The sequence below is a fragment of the Bacillus sp. 5RYD7K genome (assembly GCF_059831465.1).
Genome location: NZ_CP191200.1, coordinates 2,501 through 25,130 on the forward strand (window position 1 = coordinate 2,501; position 22,630 = coordinate 25,130).

The 22,630-nt window shown below is 47.1% G+C and carries 22 protein-coding genes, 2 rRNA genes and 1 pseudogene (1 of these 25 only partly in view); 6 read left to right on the forward strand and 19 right to left on the reverse strand.

Annotated features, from left to right (window positions below; all coding sequences use genetic code 11):
* The 3 genes from ACQE26_RS00010 to ACQE26_RS00020 all read right to left on the reverse strand — a co-directional run.
* A 23S ribosomal RNA gene (locus tag ACQE26_RS00010) occupies positions 1-634 on the reverse strand; it reaches 2,295 nt to the left of the window's first position.
* Positions 635-808: 174 nt separating this feature from the next.
* Positions 809-2,358 (reverse strand): 16S ribosomal RNA (locus ACQE26_RS00015).
* Together the 16S and 23S rRNA genes form the textbook arrangement of a ribosomal RNA operon.
* Positions 2,359-2,652: 294 nt before the next feature.
* Positions 2,653-3,537: a nucleotidyltransferase-like protein gene (locus tag ACQE26_RS00020; RefSeq protein WP_016936703.1), complete on the reverse strand. Its 885-nt coding sequence runs from the start codon at positions 3,535-3,537 to the stop codon at positions 2,653-2,655.
* A gap of 202 nt (positions 3,538-3,739) precedes the next feature.
* Between ACQE26_RS00020 and ACQE26_RS00025 the strand changes: the two genes are divergently transcribed.
* A complete protein-coding gene (locus ACQE26_RS00025) occupies positions 3,740-4,093 on the forward strand; it encodes a YgzB family protein (protein ID WP_007610193.1) in 354 nt (117 codons plus the stop codon).
* Between the two features lie 34 nt (positions 4,094-4,127).
* Here ACQE26_RS00025 and perR read toward each other — a convergent pair whose 3' ends face one another.
* Both perR and bcp read right to left on the reverse strand, forming a co-directional pair.
* Entirely contained in the window at positions 4,128-4,565 is a 438-nt protein-coding gene (perR, locus tag ACQE26_RS00030) for a peroxide-responsive transcriptional repressor PerR (RefSeq protein WP_013351502.1), read from the reverse strand.
* A 124-nt stretch (positions 4,566-4,689) separates the two neighbouring features.
* Positions 4,690-5,163: a thioredoxin-dependent thiol peroxidase gene (gene bcp / locus ACQE26_RS00035; RefSeq protein WP_060963248.1), complete on the reverse strand. Its 474-nt coding sequence runs from the start codon at positions 5,161-5,163 to the stop codon at positions 4,690-4,692.
* Positions 5,164-5,319: 156 nt separating this feature from the next.
* Between bcp and ACQE26_RS00040 the strand changes: the two genes are divergently transcribed.
* Together ACQE26_RS00040 and ACQE26_RS00045 are read left to right on the forward strand one after the other, a co-directional pair.
* Complete coding sequence (locus tag ACQE26_RS00040; protein WP_016936705.1) at positions 5,320-6,609, forward strand: glutamate-1-semialdehyde 2,1-aminomutase; 1,290 nt, start codon at positions 5,320-5,322, stop codon at positions 6,607-6,609.
* A 209-nt stretch (positions 6,610-6,818) separates the two neighbouring features.
* Positions 6,819-7,886: an aromatic acid exporter family protein gene (locus ACQE26_RS00045; RefSeq protein WP_016936706.1), complete on the forward strand. Its 1,068-nt coding sequence runs from the start codon at positions 6,819-6,821 to the stop codon at positions 7,884-7,886.
* A gap of 76 nt (positions 7,887-7,962) precedes the next feature.
* Here ACQE26_RS00045 and ACQE26_RS00050 read toward each other — a convergent pair whose 3' ends face one another.
* The 5 genes and pseudogenes from ACQE26_RS00050 to fabL all read right to left on the reverse strand — a co-directional run bounded on the left by ACQE26_RS00050 (position 7,963) and on the right by fabL (position 11,870).
* A complete protein-coding gene (locus ACQE26_RS00050) occupies positions 7,963-9,705 on the reverse strand; it encodes an ABC transporter ATP-binding protein (RefSeq protein WP_500470324.1) in 1,743 nt (580 codons plus the stop codon).
* An 81-nt stretch (positions 9,706-9,786) separates the two neighbouring features.
* Entirely contained in the window at positions 9,787-10,317 is a 531-nt protein-coding gene (ntdP, locus tag ACQE26_RS00055; RefSeq protein ID WP_276788364.1) for a nucleoside tri-diphosphate phosphatase, read from the reverse strand.
* Positions 10,318-10,452: 135 nt separating this feature from the next.
* Complete coding sequence (locus ACQE26_RS00060) at positions 10,453-10,719, reverse strand: YgaB family protein (RefSeq protein ID WP_003155476.1); 267 nt, start codon at positions 10,717-10,719, stop codon at positions 10,453-10,455.
* A 161-nt stretch (positions 10,720-10,880) separates the two neighbouring features.
* Positions 10,881-11,033, reverse strand: a pseudogene (locus ACQE26_RS00065) (gamma-type small acid-soluble spore protein); the annotation flags it as partial.
* Between the two features lie 84 nt (positions 11,034-11,117).
* The gene (fabL, locus tag ACQE26_RS00070) at positions 11,118-11,870 is read right to left on the reverse strand and encodes an enoyl-[acyl-carrier-protein] reductase FabL (protein ID WP_500470325.1); all 753 of its coding nucleotides are present in this window, start codon (positions 11,868-11,870) and stop codon (positions 11,118-11,120) included.
* Positions 11,871-11,952: 82 nt separating this feature from the next.
* On the opposite strand from fabL, the gene yfhS reads away from it, so the two are divergent.
* Positions 11,953-12,177: a mother cell protein YfhS gene (gene yfhS / locus ACQE26_RS00075; RefSeq protein WP_500470326.1), complete on the forward strand. Its 225-nt coding sequence runs from the start codon at positions 11,953-11,955 to the stop codon at positions 12,175-12,177.
* 6 nt (positions 12,178-12,183) lie between these two features.
* Here the strand turns inward: yfhS and mutY are convergent, their stop codons facing one another.
* Positions 12,184-13,281 (reverse strand): A/G-specific adenine glycosylase, encoded by a 1,098-nt coding sequence (gene mutY / locus ACQE26_RS00080; RefSeq protein WP_500470327.1) that lies wholly within the window; start codon positions 13,279-13,281, stop codon positions 12,184-12,186.
* Positions 13,282-13,506: 225 nt separating this feature from the next.
* Between mutY and ACQE26_RS00085 the strand changes: the two genes are divergently transcribed.
* A complete protein-coding gene (locus tag ACQE26_RS00085; RefSeq protein ID WP_500470328.1) occupies positions 13,507-14,490 on the forward strand; it encodes a metal-dependent hydrolase in 984 nt (327 codons plus the stop codon).
* On the opposite strand, the gene ACQE26_RS00090 is transcribed toward ACQE26_RS00085, so the two are convergent.
* The 6 genes from ACQE26_RS00090 to ACQE26_RS00115 form a co-directional block, all read right to left on the reverse strand.
* Complete coding sequence (locus ACQE26_RS00090; RefSeq protein WP_500470329.1) at positions 14,487-17,072, reverse strand: YfhO family protein; 2,586 nt, start codon at positions 17,070-17,072, stop codon at positions 14,487-14,489. The two genes, ACQE26_RS00085 and ACQE26_RS00090, sit on opposite strands and share 4 nt — an antisense overlap.
* Positions 17,073-17,108: 36 nt before the next feature.
* Complete coding sequence (locus ACQE26_RS00095; RefSeq protein WP_500470330.1) at positions 17,109-18,089, reverse strand: glycosyltransferase family 2 protein; 981 nt, start codon at positions 18,087-18,089, stop codon at positions 17,109-17,111.
* Positions 18,090-18,307: 218 nt separating this feature from the next.
* Entirely contained in the window at positions 18,308-19,168 is an 861-nt protein-coding gene (locus tag ACQE26_RS00100; protein ID WP_500470331.1) for an alpha/beta fold hydrolase, read from the reverse strand.
* Positions 19,165-19,497 (reverse strand): SdpI family protein, encoded by a 333-nt coding sequence (locus ACQE26_RS00105; protein ID WP_060963292.1) that lies wholly within the window; start codon positions 19,495-19,497, stop codon positions 19,165-19,167. Before ACQE26_RS00105 ends, ACQE26_RS00100 begins: the two co-directional genes overlap by 4 nt.
* Before the next feature lie 85 nt (positions 19,498-19,582).
* On the reverse strand, positions 19,583-20,110 hold the full coding sequence (locus ACQE26_RS00110) for an SH3 domain-containing protein (protein ID WP_500470332.1): 528 nt from the start codon (positions 20,108-20,110) through the stop codon (positions 19,583-19,585).
* A 129-nt stretch (positions 20,111-20,239) separates the two neighbouring features.
* Positions 20,240-20,509 (reverse strand): YfhJ family protein, encoded by a 270-nt coding sequence (locus ACQE26_RS00115; protein ID WP_016936717.1) that lies wholly within the window; start codon positions 20,507-20,509, stop codon positions 20,240-20,242.
* Between the two features lie 123 nt (positions 20,510-20,632).
* Here ACQE26_RS00115 and ACQE26_RS00120 point away from each other — a divergent pair, with 123 nt between their 5' ends.
* Complete coding sequence (locus tag ACQE26_RS00120; RefSeq protein WP_003155495.1) at positions 20,633-20,785, forward strand: small, acid-soluble spore protein K; 153 nt, start codon at positions 20,633-20,635, stop codon at positions 20,783-20,785.
* Positions 20,786-20,978: 193 nt separating this feature from the next.
* Here the strand turns inward: ACQE26_RS00120 and ACQE26_RS00125 are convergent, their stop codons facing one another.
* Together ACQE26_RS00125 and ACQE26_RS00130 are read right to left on the reverse strand one after the other, a co-directional pair.
* Positions 20,979-22,172 carry an MFS transporter gene (locus ACQE26_RS00125; RefSeq protein WP_076983019.1) on the reverse strand — a complete coding sequence of 398 codons (1,194 nt, stop codon included), beginning with the start codon at positions 22,170-22,172 and terminating at the stop codon, positions 20,979-20,981.
* Between the two features lie 141 nt (positions 22,173-22,313).
* On the reverse strand, positions 22,314-22,628 hold the full coding sequence (locus tag ACQE26_RS00130; RefSeq protein WP_060963295.1) for a YfhH family protein: 315 nt from the start codon (positions 22,626-22,628) through the stop codon (positions 22,314-22,316).
* Between the last annotated feature and the right edge of the window lie 2 nt (positions 22,629-22,630).

The following is a 22,630-nucleotide window of genomic DNA, read 5'->3' on the forward strand; positions in this document are numbered from 1 at the left end:
TAACTCGCCGGTTCATTCTACAAAAGGCACGCCATCACCCGTTAACGGGCTCTGACTACTTGTAGGCACACGGTTTCAGGATCTATTTCACTCCCCTTCCGGGGTGCTTTTCACCTTTCCCTCACGGTACTGGTTCACTATCGGTCACTAGGGAGTATTTAGCCTTGGGAGATGGTCCTCCCGGATTCCGACGGAATTTCACGTGTTCCGCCGTACTCAGGATCCACTCTGGAGAGAACGACATTTCAGTTACAGGGCTGTTACCTTCTTTGGCGGGCCTTTCCAGACCTCTTCGCTTATATCATTCATTTGTAACTCCGTATAGAGTGTCCTACAACCCCAAGAGGCAAGCCTCTTGGTTTGGGCTGGTCCCGTTTCGCTCGCCGCTACTCAGGGAATCGCATTTGCTTTCTCTTCCTCCGGGTACTTAGATGTTTCAGTTCCCCGGGTCTGCCTTCTCATATCCTATGTATTCAGATATGGATACCACTCCATTACGAGTGGTGGGTTTCCCCATTCGGAAATCTCCGGATCAAAGCTTGCTTACAGCTCCCCGAAGCATATCGGTGTTCGTCCCGTCCTTCATCGGCTCCTAGTGCCAAGGCATCCACCGTGCGCCCTTTCTAACTTAACCGTTAAAAAGAATCACTACGTGATTTCTTGCATTACAATTGAATGTGAATTACTTCTGTTATCTAGTTTTCAAAGAACATTATCTCGAAGAATCGAATGATCCTTCAAAACTAAACAAGACAGGGAACGTTCTGTTTATAAGACCCAAGGTCTTATATTCCGTTAAAATCCTTAGAAAGGAGGTGATCCAGCCGCACCTTCCGATACGGCTACCTTGTTACGACTTCACCCCAATCATCTGTCCCACCTTCGGCGGCTGGCTCCATAAAGGTTACCTCACCGACTTCGGGTGTTACAAACTCTCGTGGTGTGACGGGCGGTGTGTACAAGGCCCGGGAACGTATTCACCGCGGCATGCTGATCCGCGATTACTAGCGATTCCAGCTTCACGCAGTCGAGTTGCAGACTGCGATCCGAACTGAGAACAGATTTGTGGGATTGGCTTAACCTCGCGGTTTCGCTGCCCTTTGTTCTGTCCATTGTAGCACGTGTGTAGCCCAGGTCATAAGGGGCATGATGATTTGACGTCATCCCCACCTTCCTCCGGTTTGTCACCGGCAGTCACCTTAGAGTGCCCAACTGAATGCTGGCAACTAAGATCAAGGGTTGCGCTCGTTGCGGGACTTAACCCAACATCTCACGACACGAGCTGACGACAACCATGCACCACCTGTCACTCTGCCCCCGAAGGGGACGTCCTATCTCTAGGATTGTCAGAGGATGTCAAGACCTGGTAAGGTTCTTCGCGTTGCTTCGAATTAAACCACATGCTCCACCGCTTGTGCGGGCCCCCGTCAATTCCTTTGAGTTTCAGTCTTGCGACCGTACTCCCCAGGCGGAGTGCTTAATGCGTTAGCTGCAGCACTAAGGGGCGGAAACCCCCTAACACTTAGCACTCATCGTTTACGGCGTGGACTACCAGGGTATCTAATCCTGTTCGCTCCCCACGCTTTCGCTCCTCAGCGTCAGTTACAGACCAGAGAGTCGCCTTCGCCACTGGTGTTCCTCCACATCTCTACGCATTTCACCGCTACACGTGGAATTCCACTCTCCTCTTCTGCACTCAAGTTCCCCAGTTTCCAATGACCCTCCCCGGTTGAGCCGGGGGCTTTCACATCAGACTTAAGAAACCGCCTGCGAGCCCTTTACGCCCAATAATTCCGGACAACGCTTGCCACCTACGTATTACCGCGGCTGCTGGCACGTAGTTAGCCGTGGCTTTCTGGTTAGGTACCGTCAAGGTGCCGCCCTATTTGAACGGCACTTGTTCTTCCCTAACAACAGAGCTTTACGATCCGAAAACCTTCATCACTCACGCGGCGTTGCTCCGTCAGACTTTCGTCCATTGCGGAAGATTCCCTACTGCTGCCTCCCGTAGGAGTCTGGGCCGTGTCTCAGTCCCAGTGTGGCCGATCACCCTCTCAGGTCGGCTACGCATCGTCGCCTTGGTGAGCCGTTACCTCACCAACTAGCTAATGCGCCGCGGGTCCATCTGTAAGTGGTAGCCGAAGCCACCTTTTATGTCTGAACCATGCGGTTCAAACAACCATCCGGTATTAGCCCCGGTTTCCCGGAGTTATCCCAGTCTTACAGGCAGGTTACCCACGTGTTACTCACCCGTCCGCCGCTAACATCAGGGAGCAAGCTCCCATCTGTCCGCTCGACTTGCATGTATTAGGCACGCCGCCAGCGTTCGTCCTGAGCCAGGATCAAACTCTCCGATAAATGGATCACAGACTAAGTTCACTGCATCCTGCAGTAACATCTGTGTGACCTGCATCATGCAGACCTTAGTTTGACTGACTACGCACATCACTGTGCGATTTATTTAAAACTTTGAATTAACAGGTACGTTTTGTCTTGTTTAGTTTTCAAAGATCATCTTCAACCTCATCTTGAGGCGACTTTCTCAGTATAACATTTCAGCGAGTTGCTGTCAAATGTTTTTTTGTTTTTATTTCTCCGCCGCTGTGTGCTTTTTGTCGAAGCGCATCAGCGACGTTTAATAATATAACACGCCTATAATTCAGCGTCAACACTTTTTTTGAAAGAATATCCTCGATGATATACTTCCTGCCCTTTTGTCTCTATTTGAGATACTTCAATAAAACCTTTTTCCGTCAGGTAATCAAGCATGACACCGAGATCTTGGGTGAAAGGCGCCAGCTCAGGATGCTGGAGCAATTCTCCAAACTGCCACATTTCTTTTTCACTCATAACTTGAAAAAGATGCGCCGAACCGATTTCAGCTTTTGAATGGATGAGAAAATCATTTGCTAAGAATAATAATTCGAGCCTTTTCTCCAAACTTTCGTGACTCTCAACAAGTTCGGAATATAACTTATATACCTGCGGCTCAATATGGCGGACCTGATTCCAGACAGTCGTTTCAGGATAGAACCCCCGGTCAATCACTTCTATGCGGGCCAAGTGGTGAAGAGCATGCACGACCGCATAATATGCATCCAGAAAATGATCAGCTTCAAAAAACGCTTTTCCTTCTACAAACCTTCTGATCAGCTTGCCGTATTCCATTCCGATCTTTAATTTCCGCTCAGCGAAAGGAAAAGTGCTGAGCCGGTCATTGAGTTCAGATATATATTCATTGCGGTCAAACAGCACCTTGCCGTTTATGATCCAATCTATAACTCTTCTATTTGTCCCCAGCAGAATCCATTCCTGGAGCAGGGCATCCGTTACAATATGTAAGGAAGCGGTTTTGTGTTCGAATTCATAATGCTTTATAAAAAGTGGCTCTTCAGCCTGTTTGACAATGACAAGCATGACCGCATCAAAGTTATCTGTGATGGATGATGCTTTGCTCCTTCTCTCAATCATAAGGACGGCCAGCGTATCGGGATGACTTGCTCTTTCTTGGTAAATTGGACGGAGAAGATTGTCCATTACGATTCCTCCAATGCGATTGTTTCACAAGCTTTTGTTTCTACATTTCTATGATAAAACATGAAAGTCCTTTTTTCTAAACACATTGAACTATTATAACAAATTTCCTTTCAGCTGCCATATCTATTCTTCCCTTTTCTTACGAAAACATGAAGAATATGCCATCTGATTTGTGCTATAGTTAAACCAGAGGGGGATGGACATGGCGAAATACTCAAGCAAAATTAATAAGATCAGAACGTTTGCGTTAAGTTTGGTTTTCGTTGGGTTTATCATTATGTACATCGGGCTGTTCTTTAAGCAGTCTGTTTTACTTGCCAGCTTGTTTATGATTCTCGGCCTGCTGTCGATCGGGCTCAGCACCGCCGTTTATTTTTGGATTGGCATGCTGTCCACAAAAGCGGTCCGGGTGATATGCCCCGCCTGCGAGAAAGAAACGAAGATTCTGGGCAGAGTGGATATGTGCATGCATTGCAGAGAGCCGCTTACATTGGATAAAGGTTTGGAAGGCAAAGCGTTCGATGAGTCTTATAATAGAAAAAACAGTGTGAAATAAACAAAGCTGACCGTATCAAAGCGGTCAGCTTCGTTTAATGGTTTTCTTTTTTGGAGCATTCTTGGCAGACGCCGTAAATCTCCAAACGATGGTGGCTTACCTTAAACCCCGTTACGTGAGCCGCAAGCTGTTCCACTTCGTCAAGGCCAGGATAATGGAAGTCCACGATTTTTCCGCAGTTTTCACAAATGGCGTGATAATGGTCAGAGGTGACAAAGTCAAATCTGCTGGACGCATCTCCGTACGTAAGCTCCTTTACAAGCCCCGCTTCCCGGAATACACGCAAATTGTTATAAACTGTCGCAACACTCATATTAGGGAATTTCCCTTCCAAGGCTTTATATATATCGTCCGCTGTCGGATGAGCCATAGAGTCCACGAGATATTCCAGAATGGCATGACGTTGAGGAGTAATCCGGACTCCCGTATCCTTCAACGTGTCTAAGGCTTCTTTTAATTCATGTGCAGCCATCCGTCATGCACCTCTCTTCTAAAAAAGATTCTTACTTTATAATGTTTATAATTAGTGTACATCTTTTCCCGGTCTCCTGTCAAATGCAATCTGACGAAAACCCCGTGAGTTCAGCATTTGTCCATTAATTAGACGCAATTTGTTCCAATTCGCGAAGCGCTTCCGCAACATGATCTTTTACTTTTACCTTTCTCCATTCCTTCACGAGACGGCCTTCTTTGTCTAACAGAAAGGTGGAGCGTTCGATTCCCATATATTCTTTCCCAAAATTCTTCTTCAGCTTCCACACATCAAAAGCTTCCGCCAGTTTGTGCTCATCATCGACGAGGAGCTGGAAAGGAAGATCGTGTTTCTGCTTGAATTTTTCATGTTTGTCACGGCTGTCAGGGCTTACTCCGATGATAACCGCATCAAGTCCCGCGAAACTTTCGTGCTGATCACGGAAATCGCATGCTTCCGTCGTGCATCCGGGTGTCATGTCTTTCGGATAAAAATAGAGCACGACGTACTTTCCTCTAAAATCCGTTAATGATACTTTTTCTCCGCTGTCGTTCACTAATTTCATATCCGGTGCTGCTTGTCCGATTTCAATCGTCATTTCTTATACCTCCGGGTTTTTTATTAAGCGTATCCAATTCGCGTTAAGATTACAACCGTTATCCCCCGCTCTTTTCTGGAAGCAAGAACCGTTGTGCTCACATTGAAGCATGCTACAATAGAATATGATGTAAGGAGATATTAGGAGGGTCATTTTTTGTATACAAAATCAGTTGAACTTCATAAAGAAGCGTTAGAGCATATCGTGGGAGGCGTGAACAGCCCGTCCAGATCCTATAAAGCGGTAGGCGGCGGTTCACCAGTTGCGATGGAAAAAGCAAACGGCGCTTATTTCTGGGATGTAGACGGGAATCAGTATATTGATTATTTAGCGGCTTACGGTCCGATTATTACCGGACATGCCCACCCGCATATTACAGAAGCGATTAAAAAAGCCGCTGAAAACGGCGTACTGTACGGAACGCCGACTAAGCATGAGGTCACTTTCGCTAAAATGCTGAAGGAGGCCATTCCTTCACTTGATAAAGTGCGGTTCGTAAACTCGGGTACTGAAGCTGTGATGACAACGATCCGGGTTGCACGCGCTTATACAGGCCGGACAAAAATCATTAAATTCGCCGGCTGCTATCACGGCCATTCTGATCTCGTGCTCGTCGCTGCGGGTTCAGGTCCGTCTACGCTCGGCACCCCCGATTCCGCCGGTGTGCCGAAAAGCATCGCCAAAGAAGTGATTACCGTTCCTTTCAATGACATTGACAGCTACAAGGCCGCATTGGACAAATGGGGTTCAGAAATTGCAGCGGTTCTTGTCGAGCCGATTGTCGGCAATTTCGGCATCGTTGAACCTAAAGAAGGCTTTTTGGAACAGGTCAATGAATTGACCCACAAAGCGGGCGCGCTCGTCATTTATGATGAAGTGATCACGGCGTTCCGTTTTATGTACGGAGGCGCGCAGGATCTTCTCCAAGTAAAGCCTGATTTAACGGCGCTCGGAAAAATCATCGGAGGCGGGTTGCCGATCGGCGCTTACGGAGGCAAAAAAGAGATCATGGAGCAGGTCGCTCCGCTCGGTCCGGCATATCAAGCCGGCACGATGGCCGGGAATCCCGCATCCATCTTATCAGGTATCGCCTGTCTGGAAGTGCTGAAGGAAGAAGGCGTTTATGAGCGGCTTGATCAGCTCGGCGCCAGACTTGAGCAAGGCATTCTCGCCCATGCGGAGACACATGGCATTACCATTACCGTCAACCGTTTAAAAGGCGCGCTTACGGTTTACTTCAGTGATGAAAAAATCGTCAATTATGAGCAGGCGGAAAATACGGACGGAGAAGCATTTGCCAAGTTCTTCAAGCTGATGCTAGAACGCGGGATCAATCTCGCCCCGTCGAAGTATGAAGCTTGGTTTATCACAACCGCACATACTGAAGAAGATATCGACGCCACTTTAAAAGCGGTTGAAGATGCGTTCAGACATATGAAAAAATAACTGCTGAAACAAGCGGGAGCCCGGGGCTTCCGCTTTTTCTTTTTGTCCGATTTGTGAGATAATGGTTTTTTCAAAAAAAGACCTTGAATAATTGGTATGATCCCTGTATATTACTTTATTGTTTAGCAAATAAACCGACAGGGAAATGTAAGTGTCAGCCGTTCGTTCGGCACATAATTTATTAGAGAAAGGAATGCACGCACAAACCAATGAAACTTGGTGCCCGCATTTTTAAAACAGGGATTGCGATTACGCTCGCCCTCTACTTAGCATCATGGATCGGACTTCCGTCGCCGATCTTTGCCGGGATTGCAGCTATATTTGCCATACAGCCCTCTATTTACAGGTCTTTTCTTATCATTATTGATCAGGTGCAGGCAAATATCATCGGCGCTGTCATCGCTACGGTATTCGGACTGATTTTCGGACCGAGTCCGATTATGATCGGATTGACCGCAGTCATTGTCATTACGATTATGTTAAAACTGAAAATTGAACACACCATTTCGATTGCGCTCGTTACGGTTATCGCGATTTTGGAAACACCGGGAAACAGCTTCCTGACGTTCGCTCTGATTCGAACAAGCACCGTTATTTTAGGCGTGCTGTCTTCCTTTATTGTGAACCTTGTGTTTCTTCCGCCGAAATACGAAACGAAACTGACTCATCATACGGTTGAATATACCGATGAGATCATGAAATGGATCAGACTGACCATGCGCCAGTCGACGGAGCACTCGATATTGAAAGAGGATATTGAGAAGCTGAAGGAAAAGATGATGAAGCTTGACCATACGTATCTTCTTTATAAAGAAGAGAGAAGCTACTTTAAGAAGACGACGTATGTAAAGTCGCGCAAGCTTGTTTTATTCAGACAGGCGATTATTACGGCGAACCGGGCGCTTGATACGCTGAAAAAGCTGCATCGCTATGAAAACGAGATTTATCATATGCCGGAGGAATTTCAGGAGACGCTGACAGAAGAAATTGATTATCTGCTTCATTGGCACGAAAGAATTTTGATGCGGACTGTCGGCAAGATTAAGCCGCATGATGACGATGCTGAAGAAAGCATAAGGTATAAACAGCTTTTGACGAAGTCTTTCTTGAAAAATCAGCAGAACTGCGAGGATGAACTGCTTGATTACAATATGCTCAGCATTATGGCTGCGGTTGCAGAATACCGCGAGCAGCTGGAACATCTTGATACACTGATTACGAGTTTTCAGACATACCACCCGAAAGACAGCGAATTAGAAACAGACGATGATGAGTAACCCGGTGCTAAGAAGAACCGGGTTTTTTTGTATAAAAAAACTTATGCCGCCCATTCGGTCGGCATAAGTTTTTCGGTCAATTTAAATTCTGGATCGTAAATAAATGTCTGTACTGGCCGTCCCGCGCCATTAATTCTTCGTGCGTGCCGCTTTCAATGACAGAGCCGTTTTCCATGACGACAATTTTATCCGCATGCGTAATCGTGGACAGCCTATGGGCGACGATAAATGTCGTCCGGTTTTTCGCAAGCTTGTCCATCGCTTCCTGAATGTAGTGTTCACTTTCAAGATCAAGAGCCGATGTCGCTTCATCCAAAATCAGCAGCGGCGGATTTTTTAAGAATACACGGGCGATCGAAATCCGCTGCTTCTGCCCGCCTGACAATTTGACGCCCCGCTCGCCTACTTTGGTCTCATAGCCTTCGGGGAAACCCATAATAAATTCATGGGCATTTGCCGCTTTCGCAGCCGCAACAACCTCATCCAGAGACGCTCCCGGTTTACCGATGGCGATATTTTCACGAATCGTCTCACTGAACAGAAATGTATCCTGAAGCACCATTCCGACTTGATTGCGGAGGCTTCTCGCTTCATAATCGCGAATATCTGTGCCGTCAATCAGCAGGCTGCCGCCGGACACATCATAAAAACGCGGTATGAGGCTGACAAGCGTCGATTTTCCGCCGCCGCTCATTCCGACAAGCGCAACGGTCTCCCCTTTTGTCACCTTTAAGGAAACGTCCCGCAAGATCTTTTCTTTCCCTTCTTCATAGGAGAACGAGACATTTCGGAATTCAACCTCGCCTTTAATGCCGTCAGCTTTGACGGCATTCGGTTTATCAGTCAATTCATACGGCTCGTCGATAAATTCAAATATGCGGTCCATTGAAGCAATCGACTGGGTCAGCGTCGTCGATGAGTTGATCAATCTTCTGACCGGATTGTACATTCTGTCAATGTAACCGACGAATGCAACCATTGTTCCTACTGTCAGCGGGCCGTTTATGACAAAATAGCCCGCAAACGCGATAACGAGCAGCGGCGCTAAATCCGTAATGGTGTTTACGACCGCAAACGTTTTGGCGTTCCAATTCGTATGACGGATCGCTTTGTCCAGAAAATGTCCGTTTTTCTCATCAAAATTGGCTTGTTCATAATTCTCAATGGCGAAGCTTCTGATAACGGGCATCCCTTGAACTCTTTCGTGCAAATGGCCCTGCACCTGAGCGAGAGCCTGAGAGCGCTCGCGTGTCAGTTTTCGGAGACGGCCGTAAAAGTATTTCACTGAAATTCCGTATAACGGAAATAAAATGACAGATATCAGTGTCAGCTTGATATCGAGTGTGAACATAATACAGATGACGATCAGCACCGTCATCATATCAAGCCAGATATTCATCAGTCCCGTTATGACAAAGTCTTTTGTCTGTTCGACATCATTTATCACCCGGGAAATGACTTCGCCTGTCCTCGTATTGGCATAAAACCGCAGGCTCAATTTTTGAATATGGTCAAACAATACTCCTCTGATATCGTAGAGCACCCGGCTGCCCGTCCATTGCGCGAAATATTGCCGATAATACTCTACCGGCGGACGCAGGACTAAAAACAGCACGAACATGATGCCCATAATCGTGAATAGTGATGACGTTTTAGCGCTTGCTGTTCCGCTCCCTTGAATAATGTCGTCGACTACGTATTTTAACAGAAGCGGGAGAGCCAGCGGGATGGAGAACTTTATAATACCGATACACACTGTGATAAAGATTTGTTTTTTATAAGGTTTTACAAATTGCATATAGCGTCTGATTACGCCCACACTTTATCCCCCTCTCTCTTTAAGGCGTGTGAGCCCATGTGAAAAACCTGTTGACACCCCAACAGGTTTTTATTATATTCTTTATTTTGTATAGCGCAGATACCGTTCATACCACATATCAACAAATTCCGGAGCAAACGGTCCTTTCCGCTGATGAATACAGTGCAGCAGCGTATTCAGATACTCCTTCAAAATGCTGTCGATCTCTTTAGGGTAATTCATTGATTTGCGGTGATCATCGTATTCATCTTCGTCAAGAATGTTATACGTCATATCCGGAAACACCTTGACATCCAAATCGTAATCAATATATTTGATGGCCTCCCCGTCATAAGCGAACGGCGAGCTGATGTTGCAATAATAGTGAACCCCGTCATCTCTCAGCATTCCAATAACGTTAAACCACTGACGGGCATGAAAGTAGCAGATCGCCGGTTCTCTCGTCACCCACGTCCGTCCGTCGGATTCGGTCACCATTGTCCGGTCGTTAGCTCCGATGATACACAATTCCGTACTTTTTAAAATCGTCGTTTCATTCCAAATTCGATGAAGCAGCCCGTTATGCTTATAGCTGTGAATTTGAATGGTTTCTCCTTCCTTGGGATATCCCATATTTCTCCCCTACTTTCTGTAAAGCCCTGCAGTCAATGCAGCCGCAATTGCTTTCCGACAAGTCTTTTCACTATTATACCGTTACGAATTAAAAAATGAAAATAAAAGAACCACTCCGCTTCCGGAATGGCACATTCATTTCTGCACATAGGAAGACGGCTTTTCCGTGCTGCGATAAGACTGGATGACTTGCTCTGTCTGCCTTTGGAATAACTCCTGTATGCCGGCCAGATCTTTTCGCTTTGTCGCAATTTCGTCCTGTACATTGTCCAGCTTCGCATCTCTTTCCAGACTGATGAGTTCCGCCTCCACCTGCCGGCAGCGGTCGAGTTCTGACTGCAGCTCGAGAAGCTGATCCATGATCTTCATCTGTTCACTTACAAGCTTTTCAAACTCTGACATCGGGTTCCTCCTTAGGCTTTTAGGTTGATACTCCTTACCATTTCGATTTTCTGCAGGAAAACCCTTTGACTCATTCTGTAGAGGAATCACAAGTTTTGTCGTTTGGATAAAAGAAAAAAAGCACTTCCACCCGAAGATGAAGTGCTTTTTTGTTTCAGTGATTAGCTGTTTTGCTGTTTGTTTTGTTCAGCAGATTGGTTTTGCTTTCTTACCTGCTGTGCATCAGTTTCACTGCCGAATTCAGTGCCGTATTGACCTTGACCGGAAGCTGATTGCTGGTTTTGTTTTTTCACCTGCTGAACGTCTGTTTTGCTGTATTTTGAGTTTGCCATTGTTATCACCTCCACGCACTTTAGAATGTGCAGGAGGTGTTAAGGCTATTCATGTTTTTTAAAAACTTATACGAGCAGAGAGCGTCCGCCGTCGATAATGATGGTCTGGCCGCGGATCATGTCCGCTTTTGAAGAAACTAAAAACTCCACCGTATCGATCATATCTTTAATTTCGACCATTCGTCCGGCCGGCGTATTTTGGCGGGCATCTTCAAGCAATTCGTCTCTGTTAGGGAAATGCGTCAGCGCGTCCGTATCAATCGCTCCGCCGGAAACCGCGTTTACGATGATGTTTTTCGGAGAAAGCTCAACCGCCAGGTAACGGGTTAACGCTTCTAAAGCGGCTTTTGAGACACCGACCGTCGTATAGTTCTCAAGATAGCGGATGCTGCCGAGCGAGCTGATGCTGACGATGTGGCCGCCTCCGTTTTTCTCCATCAGCTTTGCCGCTTCCTGAGCGCAGAAAAGCAATGCTTTCGCGTTGATATTCATCGTCCAGTCCCAATGTGTTTCTTCGAGTTCCATGACCGGTCTCAGCACGCCTGAAGCCGCGTTATTGACGAATACGTCCAGTCTGCCGAATGTTTCGTCGATCTGGCGGAACATGTCTTTAATTTTTGCCGGCTGGCCGACATTGGCTTTAATGACGAGCGTTTTAACGCCGAGTTTCTCAATTTCTTCGGCTGTTTCTAATGCCGCTTTTTTACTGCGGGCGTAATTGATGACGATGTTGTAGCCTTTTTCCGCGAGTCTGATGGCTGCCGCTTTTCCAACGCCTCGGCTGCTTCCTGTGATCAGTGCGCATTTATTTTGTTCCATTTTTCCTCAGCTCCTTGCTGCGTATAGTTCTTTTCATTCAACAAACAATAAAAGCAATAATTGTTGAAAGGGGTCTTTTTATATGTATGTCGGACGTGATATGGGCGAATTGGCTATGATGCCCAAACAAGATTGGAAAGATTCAGAGCTCGCCTATTTCCACCATGCCTTCCAGCAAATTATGCCGTATTTAAACGAGGAAGGCCAGTCCAAATACCGGGAACTGATTCAGGAAATCGAATCCCGCGGCGGACTGAAACGGAATGAGGCGGATTACAGCCACGGCACGCGCGTCAGCTATGACTGACGCTTTTTACCGGCGGCCGCTCTCGTCCGCCATTTTCCAAATCTTTTGATGGGAAACGGGAAAAGCATATTCCCCGAGTTCCTCTTTTGTGACCCGTATTAATTCTGATGTATCCGACACTTGTTTTACTTTACCGAAAAAGACCGAAATATTCCAGACGAGATGAGTAAAAACATGCTCAACGATGCCTTCCAGCTCCCCGATTTCAGCGGTTGTTCCCATCTCTTTTTCTAAAAAGGCTTCAAGCTGCTCTCTTTCGGTTTTGATTCCTTTTTGGGTTTCGGTGTTCGGAAACTCCCACAGATTGGCGAGCAATCCTTTTGGCGGCCGTTTATGAATATAGACATTGTCCTGGTCGTCTGTCAGCACAACGGCTGCCATTGTTTTCACCCCGGGTTTTTTCTTTTTGCTTTTGACGGGCAGCTCCCGCTCTGTCCCTTCCGCAAATGCCGAACAGTGCTTTTGCACGGGGCACAGCAGACAGGACGGCGATTTCGGAGTGCAGATGATCGCGCCGAGCTCCATTAAACCCTGATTGAATTCAGAAGGTTTTTCATGAGAAATGAATGCGGATACCGCCTGTTCGAAAATGGTTCTCGTTTTCGGTTTTGCGATATCGTCCCATATGGAAAGAATTCTCGACATGACACGCATCACATTGCCGTCTACGGCCGGAATCGGCTTGTTGTATGCGATGCTGAGCACGGCGCCTTTTGTATAAGGGCCGACACCTTTCAGTCCGCCGAATTCCTTTTCCCCGTCAGGAACGACTCCTCCGTACCGCTCGTGCACTTCTTTTACGGCGCTTTGCAGATTTCTCACACGGGAGTAATAGCCTAACCCTTCCCAGGCTTTGAGCACTTTTTCCTCATCGGCTTCAGCGAGCGCCGAGACGGTCGGAAATTGCTCAAGAAACCGTTGGAAATAAGGGATGACGGTATCTACGCGCGTCTGCTGCAGCATGACCTCTGACACCCACACCCGATACGGGTCCTGATTTTCTCTCCACGGCAGAATTCTCTGTTCTCTTTCGAACCATGTAATTAAGTCCTCACGAAATGCGTCTATATCTTTTTGTTTCAATTTTTCTTCAAGTGCGTTCATATCTTCTCCTCAGATGTTTCGGGTCCCGCTTTTCTTGACACTGTATTTTGGTGTAAACTAAGGGCACGTTACGATAATATGTTACATTAAATAGTGATAAAGAAAAAGCGGAAACATATGAGAACGGCGGATAAACGCCATGATTGGGCAAACAGAAAATGGGGAATATCTTATAATGCGAAATATGCGGGCGACTGATGTATAACGCCTGCTAGGAGGTCACCAATGGATACTGGCACTCACGTTGTCATGGGCATCGCGCTTGGCGGAATCGCAACTCTCGATCCTGCCGTCGGCATGCATACCCCCATGTCTCAGGCAGTTATGATCGCCGCTCTTGCCGGCTCTCAGGCACCTGATATTGATACCATATTGAAGCTGAAAAATAATGCCGTTTATATTCGAAATCATAGAGGGTTCACGCACTCCATTCCCGCCGTTTTATTTTGGTCCATTCTGATTCCGGGCATTCTGTTTATGTTTTACCCGGAAGCGAACTTTCTGCACTTGTGGCTGTGGACGCTTCTGGCTGTCGTTTTGCATGTGTTTGTCGACATTTTTAACGCGTACGGAACGCAGGCCCTCCGCCCGTTTTCGAAAAAATGGGTCGCTCTCGGTCTCATCAATACCTTTGACCCGTTTATTTTCATCAGCCATTTGACCGCGATTGCCGTGTGGTATATCGGAGGCCATCCGGGCGTGACATTTTTGACGCTGTATATCATCCTCGCGGGATATTACGCCGTACGGTTTTTGATGCAGCTGCGGATTAAGCGGCGGCTGCGTGAGATGATTGAAGAAGAAATTGAAACCATCATTATTTCGCCGACGATGAAATTCAGGCAGTGGCGAATCGCCGTAACGACGGCGCATGCCTTTTATGTCGGCAGAAGCCTTGACGGCCATGTGGTGATATTGGATACATTCAACCGCGTGCCCGTACCGGAAACCGATGTGATGAAGGCCGCGAAACAGGATGAAAATATTGCAGCTTTTCTATCGTTCTCGCCCGTTTACAGGTGGGAGGTCGATACCTTTAAAGATCATTATGAGGTGCGCTTTATTGATTTGCGCTATCGAAGCAAAGGGCACTACCCCTTTGTCGCCATCGTCCACCTCAGTCATGATTTAGAGCCTCTTTCTTCTTACACGGGCTGGATTTTCAGCGAGGAAAAACTGCAGAAAAAATTAAAGCTCGGCTCTGTTTAAGAGCCGGGCTTTTTTTGTCTTCTCACATATATGGCGGAAAACACGAGGCTGATCACCGATAGAGCGGCAGCCGGTTTAAAAAACGGCGGGTAATACGTTAATTGAATATCATTTTTTCCTTTTTGCGCTTTAAATCCGATAAAGGAATAATCCGCTTTTTCAACCTGTTCTTGTCTGCCGTTTACCTTCAGCTCCCAGCCCTTTTCATATGGAATCGGAAGCATGATGTACGGCGCGCCGGTTTTGTTTTTATACGAGATATGAAGCGTATTTCCGCGCCAGCTGAGATCGGCCGGCGGTTCTTTTTCCGCTTTTCGGTATGCATTTTTCAGCGTTCCGTACCGTTCTTCATAAAGCGCCAGTCTGTCGAGCTGATACGTTCCTTTCGGCAACCGGATTTGAATGTTTTTTGTTTTCGGCACTCTGACGGTGAGATCATTTACACCTGTTTTATAAATGGATTGATTCGATTTTCTCGTTGTCGTGTAATCGTTCACTTTTAATGTAAATCCCTGGTCCTTCGCTTTGTTCAATAAATAAAAGCTGACATAATAATCTCCGCCGCCAGCCTCAGCGCCGTGCGGTGTAATGATCAGGCCGCCGCCGTCTTCGTTTACCGTCAGGACGCCGTCTTGATAACCCGCATGGTCGGCCGTTACCTTTGCCTGACGGATCATATTTTTCACTTCTGGCGCTTTTTTCGTTTTTACTGTGCTCGATTCCGTGATGATCCCATCAAGCATCGCCCGCTCCCTGGCAAGGGCGGGCGCTTTTTTCAAGTCGCCCTCGTTATATACACGATCGGCTGTCCGTACGAACGGGAGCACATATTGATTTTGATAAACCGCATAGCGGGATGACTCCATGATTTTTTTGAATCCGTAAGGGACGCCGGCCTCGTTTGTTTTTTCCGTCATATAATATTTTCCGTAAAGCAGGCTGTATAAATTAGCCCTGTTTCCTAATGTTGCATAGCGGCTGACGCTTTCCCTGCCCATATCAATCTGGAGGTCGTTCCAGTAAAAGGACAGCAGATTGCGGTTCAGGATGCTTGAGTATACGCTGAATCCGTTGAACCCGTAAATGATCGGGGTATTATTGAATACTCCGTTCATCCAATCTAAACGGGCAAAGGGATCCGGGTCTTTTTCTTTCAGACGCTGAATAAGCTCTGTTTGTTCTTTGCCCTTATAGTCAGGACCCGTCATAAAGGTATGCGATACCGTATAAATCTTCCCGCCTTCTGATAACGCATATTTTTCATATGTATTAGCCGTCAGCACCGCCGTCAAGAGAATGACGGCATAGACGGCGGGCACCGCGCCTTTCAGTCTTGTCTTTGCTGCAAGGAAAGCGATAATGGTCAGCCCCAGAAGGAGCAGGATAGGCAGGTTGGCCTGATCAGAAATATCCAGGCTGAACCGCCTCACCTGGCTCCAATAGAGCAGAACGGCGAGTACGGCGGATATCAGCATACTCTTCATGCTGATGTCTGAAAGCTTAGAAAGCCCTGCTGCGACCGTTCCGGCAATCGTGAAGCACAGGACGTATTCAAACCTGTTTTGCGGAGCTGAAAAACCGTTAAAAGCACTTGCCGCAAACGGACTGAAGTGAAACAGAATGTACAGCAGACTGATTCCCGCAAACAGCCGGAACAGCCGGTTTTTGTATAAAGAAAATGTAAATAGAAAAAGCAAAAAAACCGCCGGCAGAATGATTATCCGGCTTGAAAATAAAATGTTGTCGGAAAAATCAAGCCATGTAATTTGCTCTGCATACGGCGGCCGCAGATTATGAAGATATCCGTATACGACAGGGATAAAGGAGACTGCGCTTATGCCGAAGCCGAGCAGGCCTGACAGAATAAACATTCTGCATTGAGTGAGCTTTTTGGCTTCATTGTCTTCAAGATGAATGACCCATCTGAATAAGATGTAAATGCCGATGAAAATCAGATTAATATACGCAAAATAAAAGTTGTTGATCAATGTCAGCGCACAGGCGAAGATAAACCACGCCGGCTTTTTTTCTGTGATGATTTTTTCCGCGCCGAGCACGAGCAGCGGCAGCCACACCATACTGTCAGTGAAAAAGTCCCAATACACCTCATGCCGGAAGTAGATAATCGAGACCCCGTACAACACGGCGCCGACAAAAGCAGGCACTGTCCGTTTGACGAAATAACGGAACACACAGGCTGCCGTGAATATGACGAAACTCTGCTTAGCGATGCTGATAAAAACGGAGGCCTGGGCCCAAAACAGCGCATCCGCGTCACCCGACAGCTGCATAAGCTGCAGGATGCGGACAGCGGCGGAGATAAACAGAAAGAGAAAAGAAGTAGAGAAATAATAGCCGAGCTGACTGTACACTCCCCCGCCCATTCCGAACGAATAGCTGTAAAACAGCCGGCCGTTCATATATTGGTCAAACAGCAGCTTTTTGAAGACCGCCATTTGGGCGATCCCGTCTCCAGACCCCGTCATATAGCGGCCTTCTGACCACTCCTTCAAGAAAAAAATATGAGCGGCTGCCGCAGCCAGCACACAGGCTGCCGGCAAGATCCATTTATTTTTTTTCATACAACGTCTCCAGACCCTGCGCACAGCGGCGGCTGTTTAATGGTTCCACTTGCGCTTTTTTGTATAATTCGTTTCATTTTGTTCTCCGTACGTAATATTCGCTTCTTTAATTAAATAGTGCGGGCGTTTTTTCGTTTCATAGTAAATCCGGCCGATGTACTCGCCGATGATGCCGAGACTCAAAAGCTGGATGCCTCCTAAAAACAGCACGGCGGAAATAATGGTGAAGTATCCGGGAACGGACACGCCGTTTGTCAGAATATGAATAAAGGTCGTTACAATATAAACCATCGACAGAAGCAATATCAGAATACCGGTGAAAAAGCAAACCCTCAGCGGTTTGTTGTTAAAGGAGACGACGCCGTCCATTCCGTAGTTGAACAGATTGCTGAATGACCATTTGGACTTGCCGTTCTTCCTTTCGACATTTTCATAAAATACGATTTTCTGGTCAAACCCGATCCAGCAGAACAGCCCTTTTGAGAAGCGGTTCCCTTCACTCAGCTTCAAAAGGGCATCAACGGCCTGCCGGCTCAGCAGGCGGAAATCGCCGACTCCGTCACGCAGATCCACTTCGACGGCTTTGTTAATAAATTTATAATACAGGGAAGAAAGCACGGAACGCACGGGGCTGTCACCTTTTCGGTTGCGCTGCGCAATGACTTGGTCATACCCTTCTTCATAGCCTTGAATGAAGTCTTTCAGCAGATGCGTCGGGTGCTGCAGATCGGCGTCCATCACGATTACTGCTTCGCCCTGCACGTGTTCAAACCCCGCCAAAATGGCCGCTTCTTTCCCGAAGTTGCGGGAAAAAGATATGTATTTGACGCGATGGTTTCTGGCGGCCAGTTCCTTAATCTGCTGAAGGGTGTCATCCGCGCTTCCGTCATTAATGTAGAAAATTTCATAGTCATAATGAATCGATTGAAACTCTTTTTTTAAAGATTCATGGATGAGCTTGACGTTGTTTCCTTCATTGTAAGACGGAATAATAATTGAGATTAACCTTTGTTTCATGAAGGCACCTTCTTTGTATTATTCTTTTTTTAATACGGCCTTAGTGGAATAGTCCGCAAAACTTCAGTAAGGCTTTTCCTTTTTTTAAAGTCGTTTAAACCCTTTTTTCGTTACAGGGAAAGAAAAATTTTTCTGCATATGGTTATATATTTTTATTTTGTCATGTTTTTCGGCAGATATGAGAAAAAAAAAGAAAAAGTCTGTACGCGGGACAGACTTTATTGCTGAAGGTATTCATGAATCAAATGGCTGACGATGCGCGGTTTTTCGTGAATGACCCAATGCGAGGCATCGTCTATGAAGATTAAGTCGCCGTTTGGAATCATCCGTTTTGTTTCCAAAGCGAGCTTTTTGCTCAGCGCGCGGTCATTGACGCCCCATATTAATCGGTACGGAACAGACATTTTAAGCGGAACGGCAGGGCCTAAACCGCCGCATCTGATCGCCCTGTACCAGTTCAGCATAGCCGTGAGGGCTCCTTTTCTGCCCCACGCTTCTTTGTAGCTGTCGACATCTTCCCGTGAAAAAAGCTCCGGGCATTCGGATAAGCCGATGGCGTGATCCAATACGCGGTAATTGTCTTCAGATAATCTCCGCTCAGGTTTTTCCGGTAGCTGAAAGAATGCGATATAAGAGCTTTTCTTCCATTGCGGCGGGTAGAACGGTGTGACCTTCCGCATAACCGCCGGATGCGGGATATTGACCGTGATCAATTTTTCAACGTATTGCGGCCGCGTGGATGCCAAGTGCCAGGCTACGGCTCCTCCCCAATCGTGACCGATGACGACAGCCTTGTCATCTGTAAAGTGAGTGATCAGCCCGATAATGTCATCCCTGAGTTTATCAATGGTATAGTTTTCAATGCCCTCCGGTTTATCACTGAGATTATAGCCGCGCTGATCGGGCACGACAACATGGTATCCGGCATCCGCAAGCGGTTTGATCTGGCTCTTCCAGCCGTGCCAAAATTCCGGAAACCCGTGCAGCAGCACCGCCAAAGGGCCGTCTTTCGGACCCGCTGAAGCCGTGTGCAGCGTCACTCCGTTTGTTTCGATCATGTGAAAAGTGATGTCATTCAATCGGTTCTCCTCCCCTTTTGTTTTAATCTTCTTTCTGTTAAAGCTATGATCAGCGCGCTGATCGCAATCAAACATACGGCCTGAACGATCAGGCTGTACGGCTGTGTGAGCGGAATGAGCAGGCTGCCCGCAAATCCGGCCGCAGCCGTCAGAAGGCCGAACAGAATCATGAGGATCGCACTGAAACGGTTGCCTTCTCTCCACTGGGATTCATCCGCCATTGAGCGTTTTGTCCGATATCCGTACAGGCTGTTAATTGACTTCGGCGGGAAAAGTGTGACTAAAATGCCGGCTGCAGCCATCAGAAGGCCGCCGATTACCATTATCATATCCGTCACTCTCCTTTTCATTTCATACGAAAGGAAAGGCGGAACGTTTCAGAAAAAAAGCAGGCTCATCCGCCTGCCTGAATCTTTATTTTTGAACTAAGTCGGCCGTCTTCACATAACCTGCTTTCCCGCCGTATGTGACGTACCCCCATTTACGGTCAAATCCTCCGTCATGGCTGAATCCCCAGCCGAGCACATTGACGGTTTCCCCCGCTTTCACGGAGCTTTTTTTGCCGGTTTCCAAAGTCGGCGTATAAAAAGCGGTTTGTTTCGCGGTCACTGCCTTCATCGGCTGCTTCATCAGAAAATGAGTGGAGATATAGGCTTTCTGGCCTTTGTAGTTAATCTCGGCCCAATCTGCCCCTTCAAGCTGTTTAACCTTTACGGCATCTTCTGAACGGAGCGTGCCGACAATCCGCCCTTGTTTATTTGGTTCTTTACGGACGTTAAGTTCTCCTGCTTTCACGATATATGTATCTGCTGCGGTGTCTATTTTTGTCTGCTGAACTGCTGTGGCATTCGCTGACGGATCAAAAAAAACGGTGCCTGCGGCTAAAAATAAGCAAAGTCCTGCGGCCGGAATAATTGCGGTTAACCCTTTTTTCATGTTCATTGTGGTTCCTCCCCGCTATTTTAAGTTATTACACAATTCCACACTTTGCGGGTCATCAAACATGATTTTCCTATTTCTTTTATAAAAAGAAAAAACCGCCGGAAGATTCCGGCGGAACGCACTATTATGTTAATGCAGGAGTCCCCTGCTTTGATCCAAATAATGAGAAACGTCTTCCCGCATGCTTTGGAACATATGAAGCTTGCTGCCGTAAGATTCAATCCATTCCTTGACGACGCGTTCTGTCATTTGCTCTCCCTGATACGGGCGGCCGGCTTTTGCGTAAGTCGCTTCGAAATCTCCCCATAAAAGCTCCACCCAAGTACGCGCTTGCAAATAGCTGAGCATATCATTTTTCTCAAGCAGCAAATTCGTCAGTTTGTCGATATATGTATTCATGTCTCTGTCTCCTTTCCTTGGGAAAACCTGCTGCTTTTACGCAGCTTGTCACAGGCATATACTAACTTTACGTCTTCAGTCCAGAAGGCGCAACCTTTTGATATTGGCCGAGGGGGAAAACAAATGGTCCGGAACAAAGCAAAAGGATTTCCTAATCAGAACAATAATAAGTTTGAAGGCGAACCGCGGGCAAAAGATGACTACGCTTCTAAACGGGCGGACGGTTCAATTAATTCGCACCCGCAAGAGCGCATGAGAGCTTCAGGCAGACGATAAATACACCGTAAAGAGACCGGGAATGATCCGGTCTCTTTTTTGCATCCGAAAAAATCCTCTTGAGTCCGTAATATGTCAGTGAAAAACCGCTGCCCGTTACTCTCGCGGACGGCTCACCGGCTGAAGGTGTGACGGCTCACCGTGATGAAAACTGAAAAAGCTTGCGGACGGAATATCCGCTGCAAGCTTTTTGTTATCCTTTATGCATTTGGTATTCATAAACGTCCTTCTTCTCAGACAGATGAGCGAACGTGGACAGCACAAGGCCGAGAGCGGTCATCAGAGCACCGCCGGCAAACAGCCATGAGTAAGATCCCGTTCCGCCGAGAATCAAACCGCCGATCCAGGCGCCGAGCGCGTTTGCCAGGTTAAAGGCGGAAACGCTCACCGCGGCGGCGATCGTCGTGCCGTTTTCAGAGGAAGATATAACCTTTGTCTGTAAAAGCGGCGGCGTGCCGAACGCACACGCACCGAATAAAAATGTCGCCGAAACGGCGGCGGCGGGAAACACAGCGATATAAGGGAAAATCGCCATGACGCCGATCAAGCCGATCATCACGCCGATCATTGTGCGTGTCAGCAGTTTGAGCGGCACTTTCCCTGCGAAGAAATTCCCCGCCACTCCGCCGAGACCGTAGGCAAATAACGCGCCTGTGATGCCGACCGTGCCGAATCCCGCTGAATCTCTTAAAATCGGCTCGATAAACGTGTAAGCGATAAAAACGCCTGAGTAGCCGAGAATGGTGATCGCAAAGGAAAAAATGACTTGCTTATGCTTAAAGACACTCCATTCATTCATCAGCATCGGAATCACTTTCGGTTTTTGATTCGGTACGACCAGCATCAGGCCGATCAGTCCGATCAGGCCTAAAACAGAAATAATGAAAAAGACGGCACGCCAATTAAGGGCATCCCCTAAATAAGAGCCGAACGGAACGCCGAGCATCAGCGCCACAGTTAATCCTCCGTTCATCGAGGCAGCGGCGGCGGAACGTTTTTCAGGCGGCACCATTTCACTTGCAAACACCATAGCAATCGCAAAAAAGGCTCCGTGAATGGATGCGGATAAAATTCTGGAAATCGCCAGCACGGCAAAATTTGGCGCAAAGACGCTCATCAGATTGGCAAGGACGAAGATGCCCATCAACCCGAGCAGCACCGGTTTTCTCGGGAGCTTAACCGCGATAATGGTTACGATCGGACCCGTCAGGCAGACGCTTGCCGCGTACGCCGTAACAAGCATGCCCGCTGAGGACACATGTATATGAAAGTCATCGGCAATCGACGTCAAAATACCCATGACAGCATATTCCGTATACCCGATGGAAAACGTGCAAATCATTAAAACAAAAATCATTAATTTCACTGATGGCTGTTTCATTTTGATATTCAACGCGAATCGCCTCCTTTTTAATAAAAAAACAACGAATTTCATCTTAAAAGATATCGAAATTGAATTCAATCATTTTTTACTGAACGTTTGAAATGAATGTGCCCGAAAAAAAGAGGCCGGAACCGGCCTCTTTTGTTAACTTTTTTCTTTTAAAACAGAAATCGGCAGCGCCTCTTCCCGGTCAGGCGACGAAGATCTGTGCCCCCAGGCGAATACGCCGTTGATGTAATCAATGCTGAATGTGTCATCAGAACCTTCTATCTGATACACTGCGCCGGGCCGAAAGTCTTCCGGCTCCAGCATGTAGGCTTTGGCCATCGTGATTTTCCGTTCAAGCACGGCCAATTCATTTACAATGCCCATCTGTTCCGCTTTTCTCGCTTTTTCCGTCAATCCCGCAATTTCTGTCTGTAGTTCATGAGGCGTCATTTGACTGTATCGTTTATCCATTT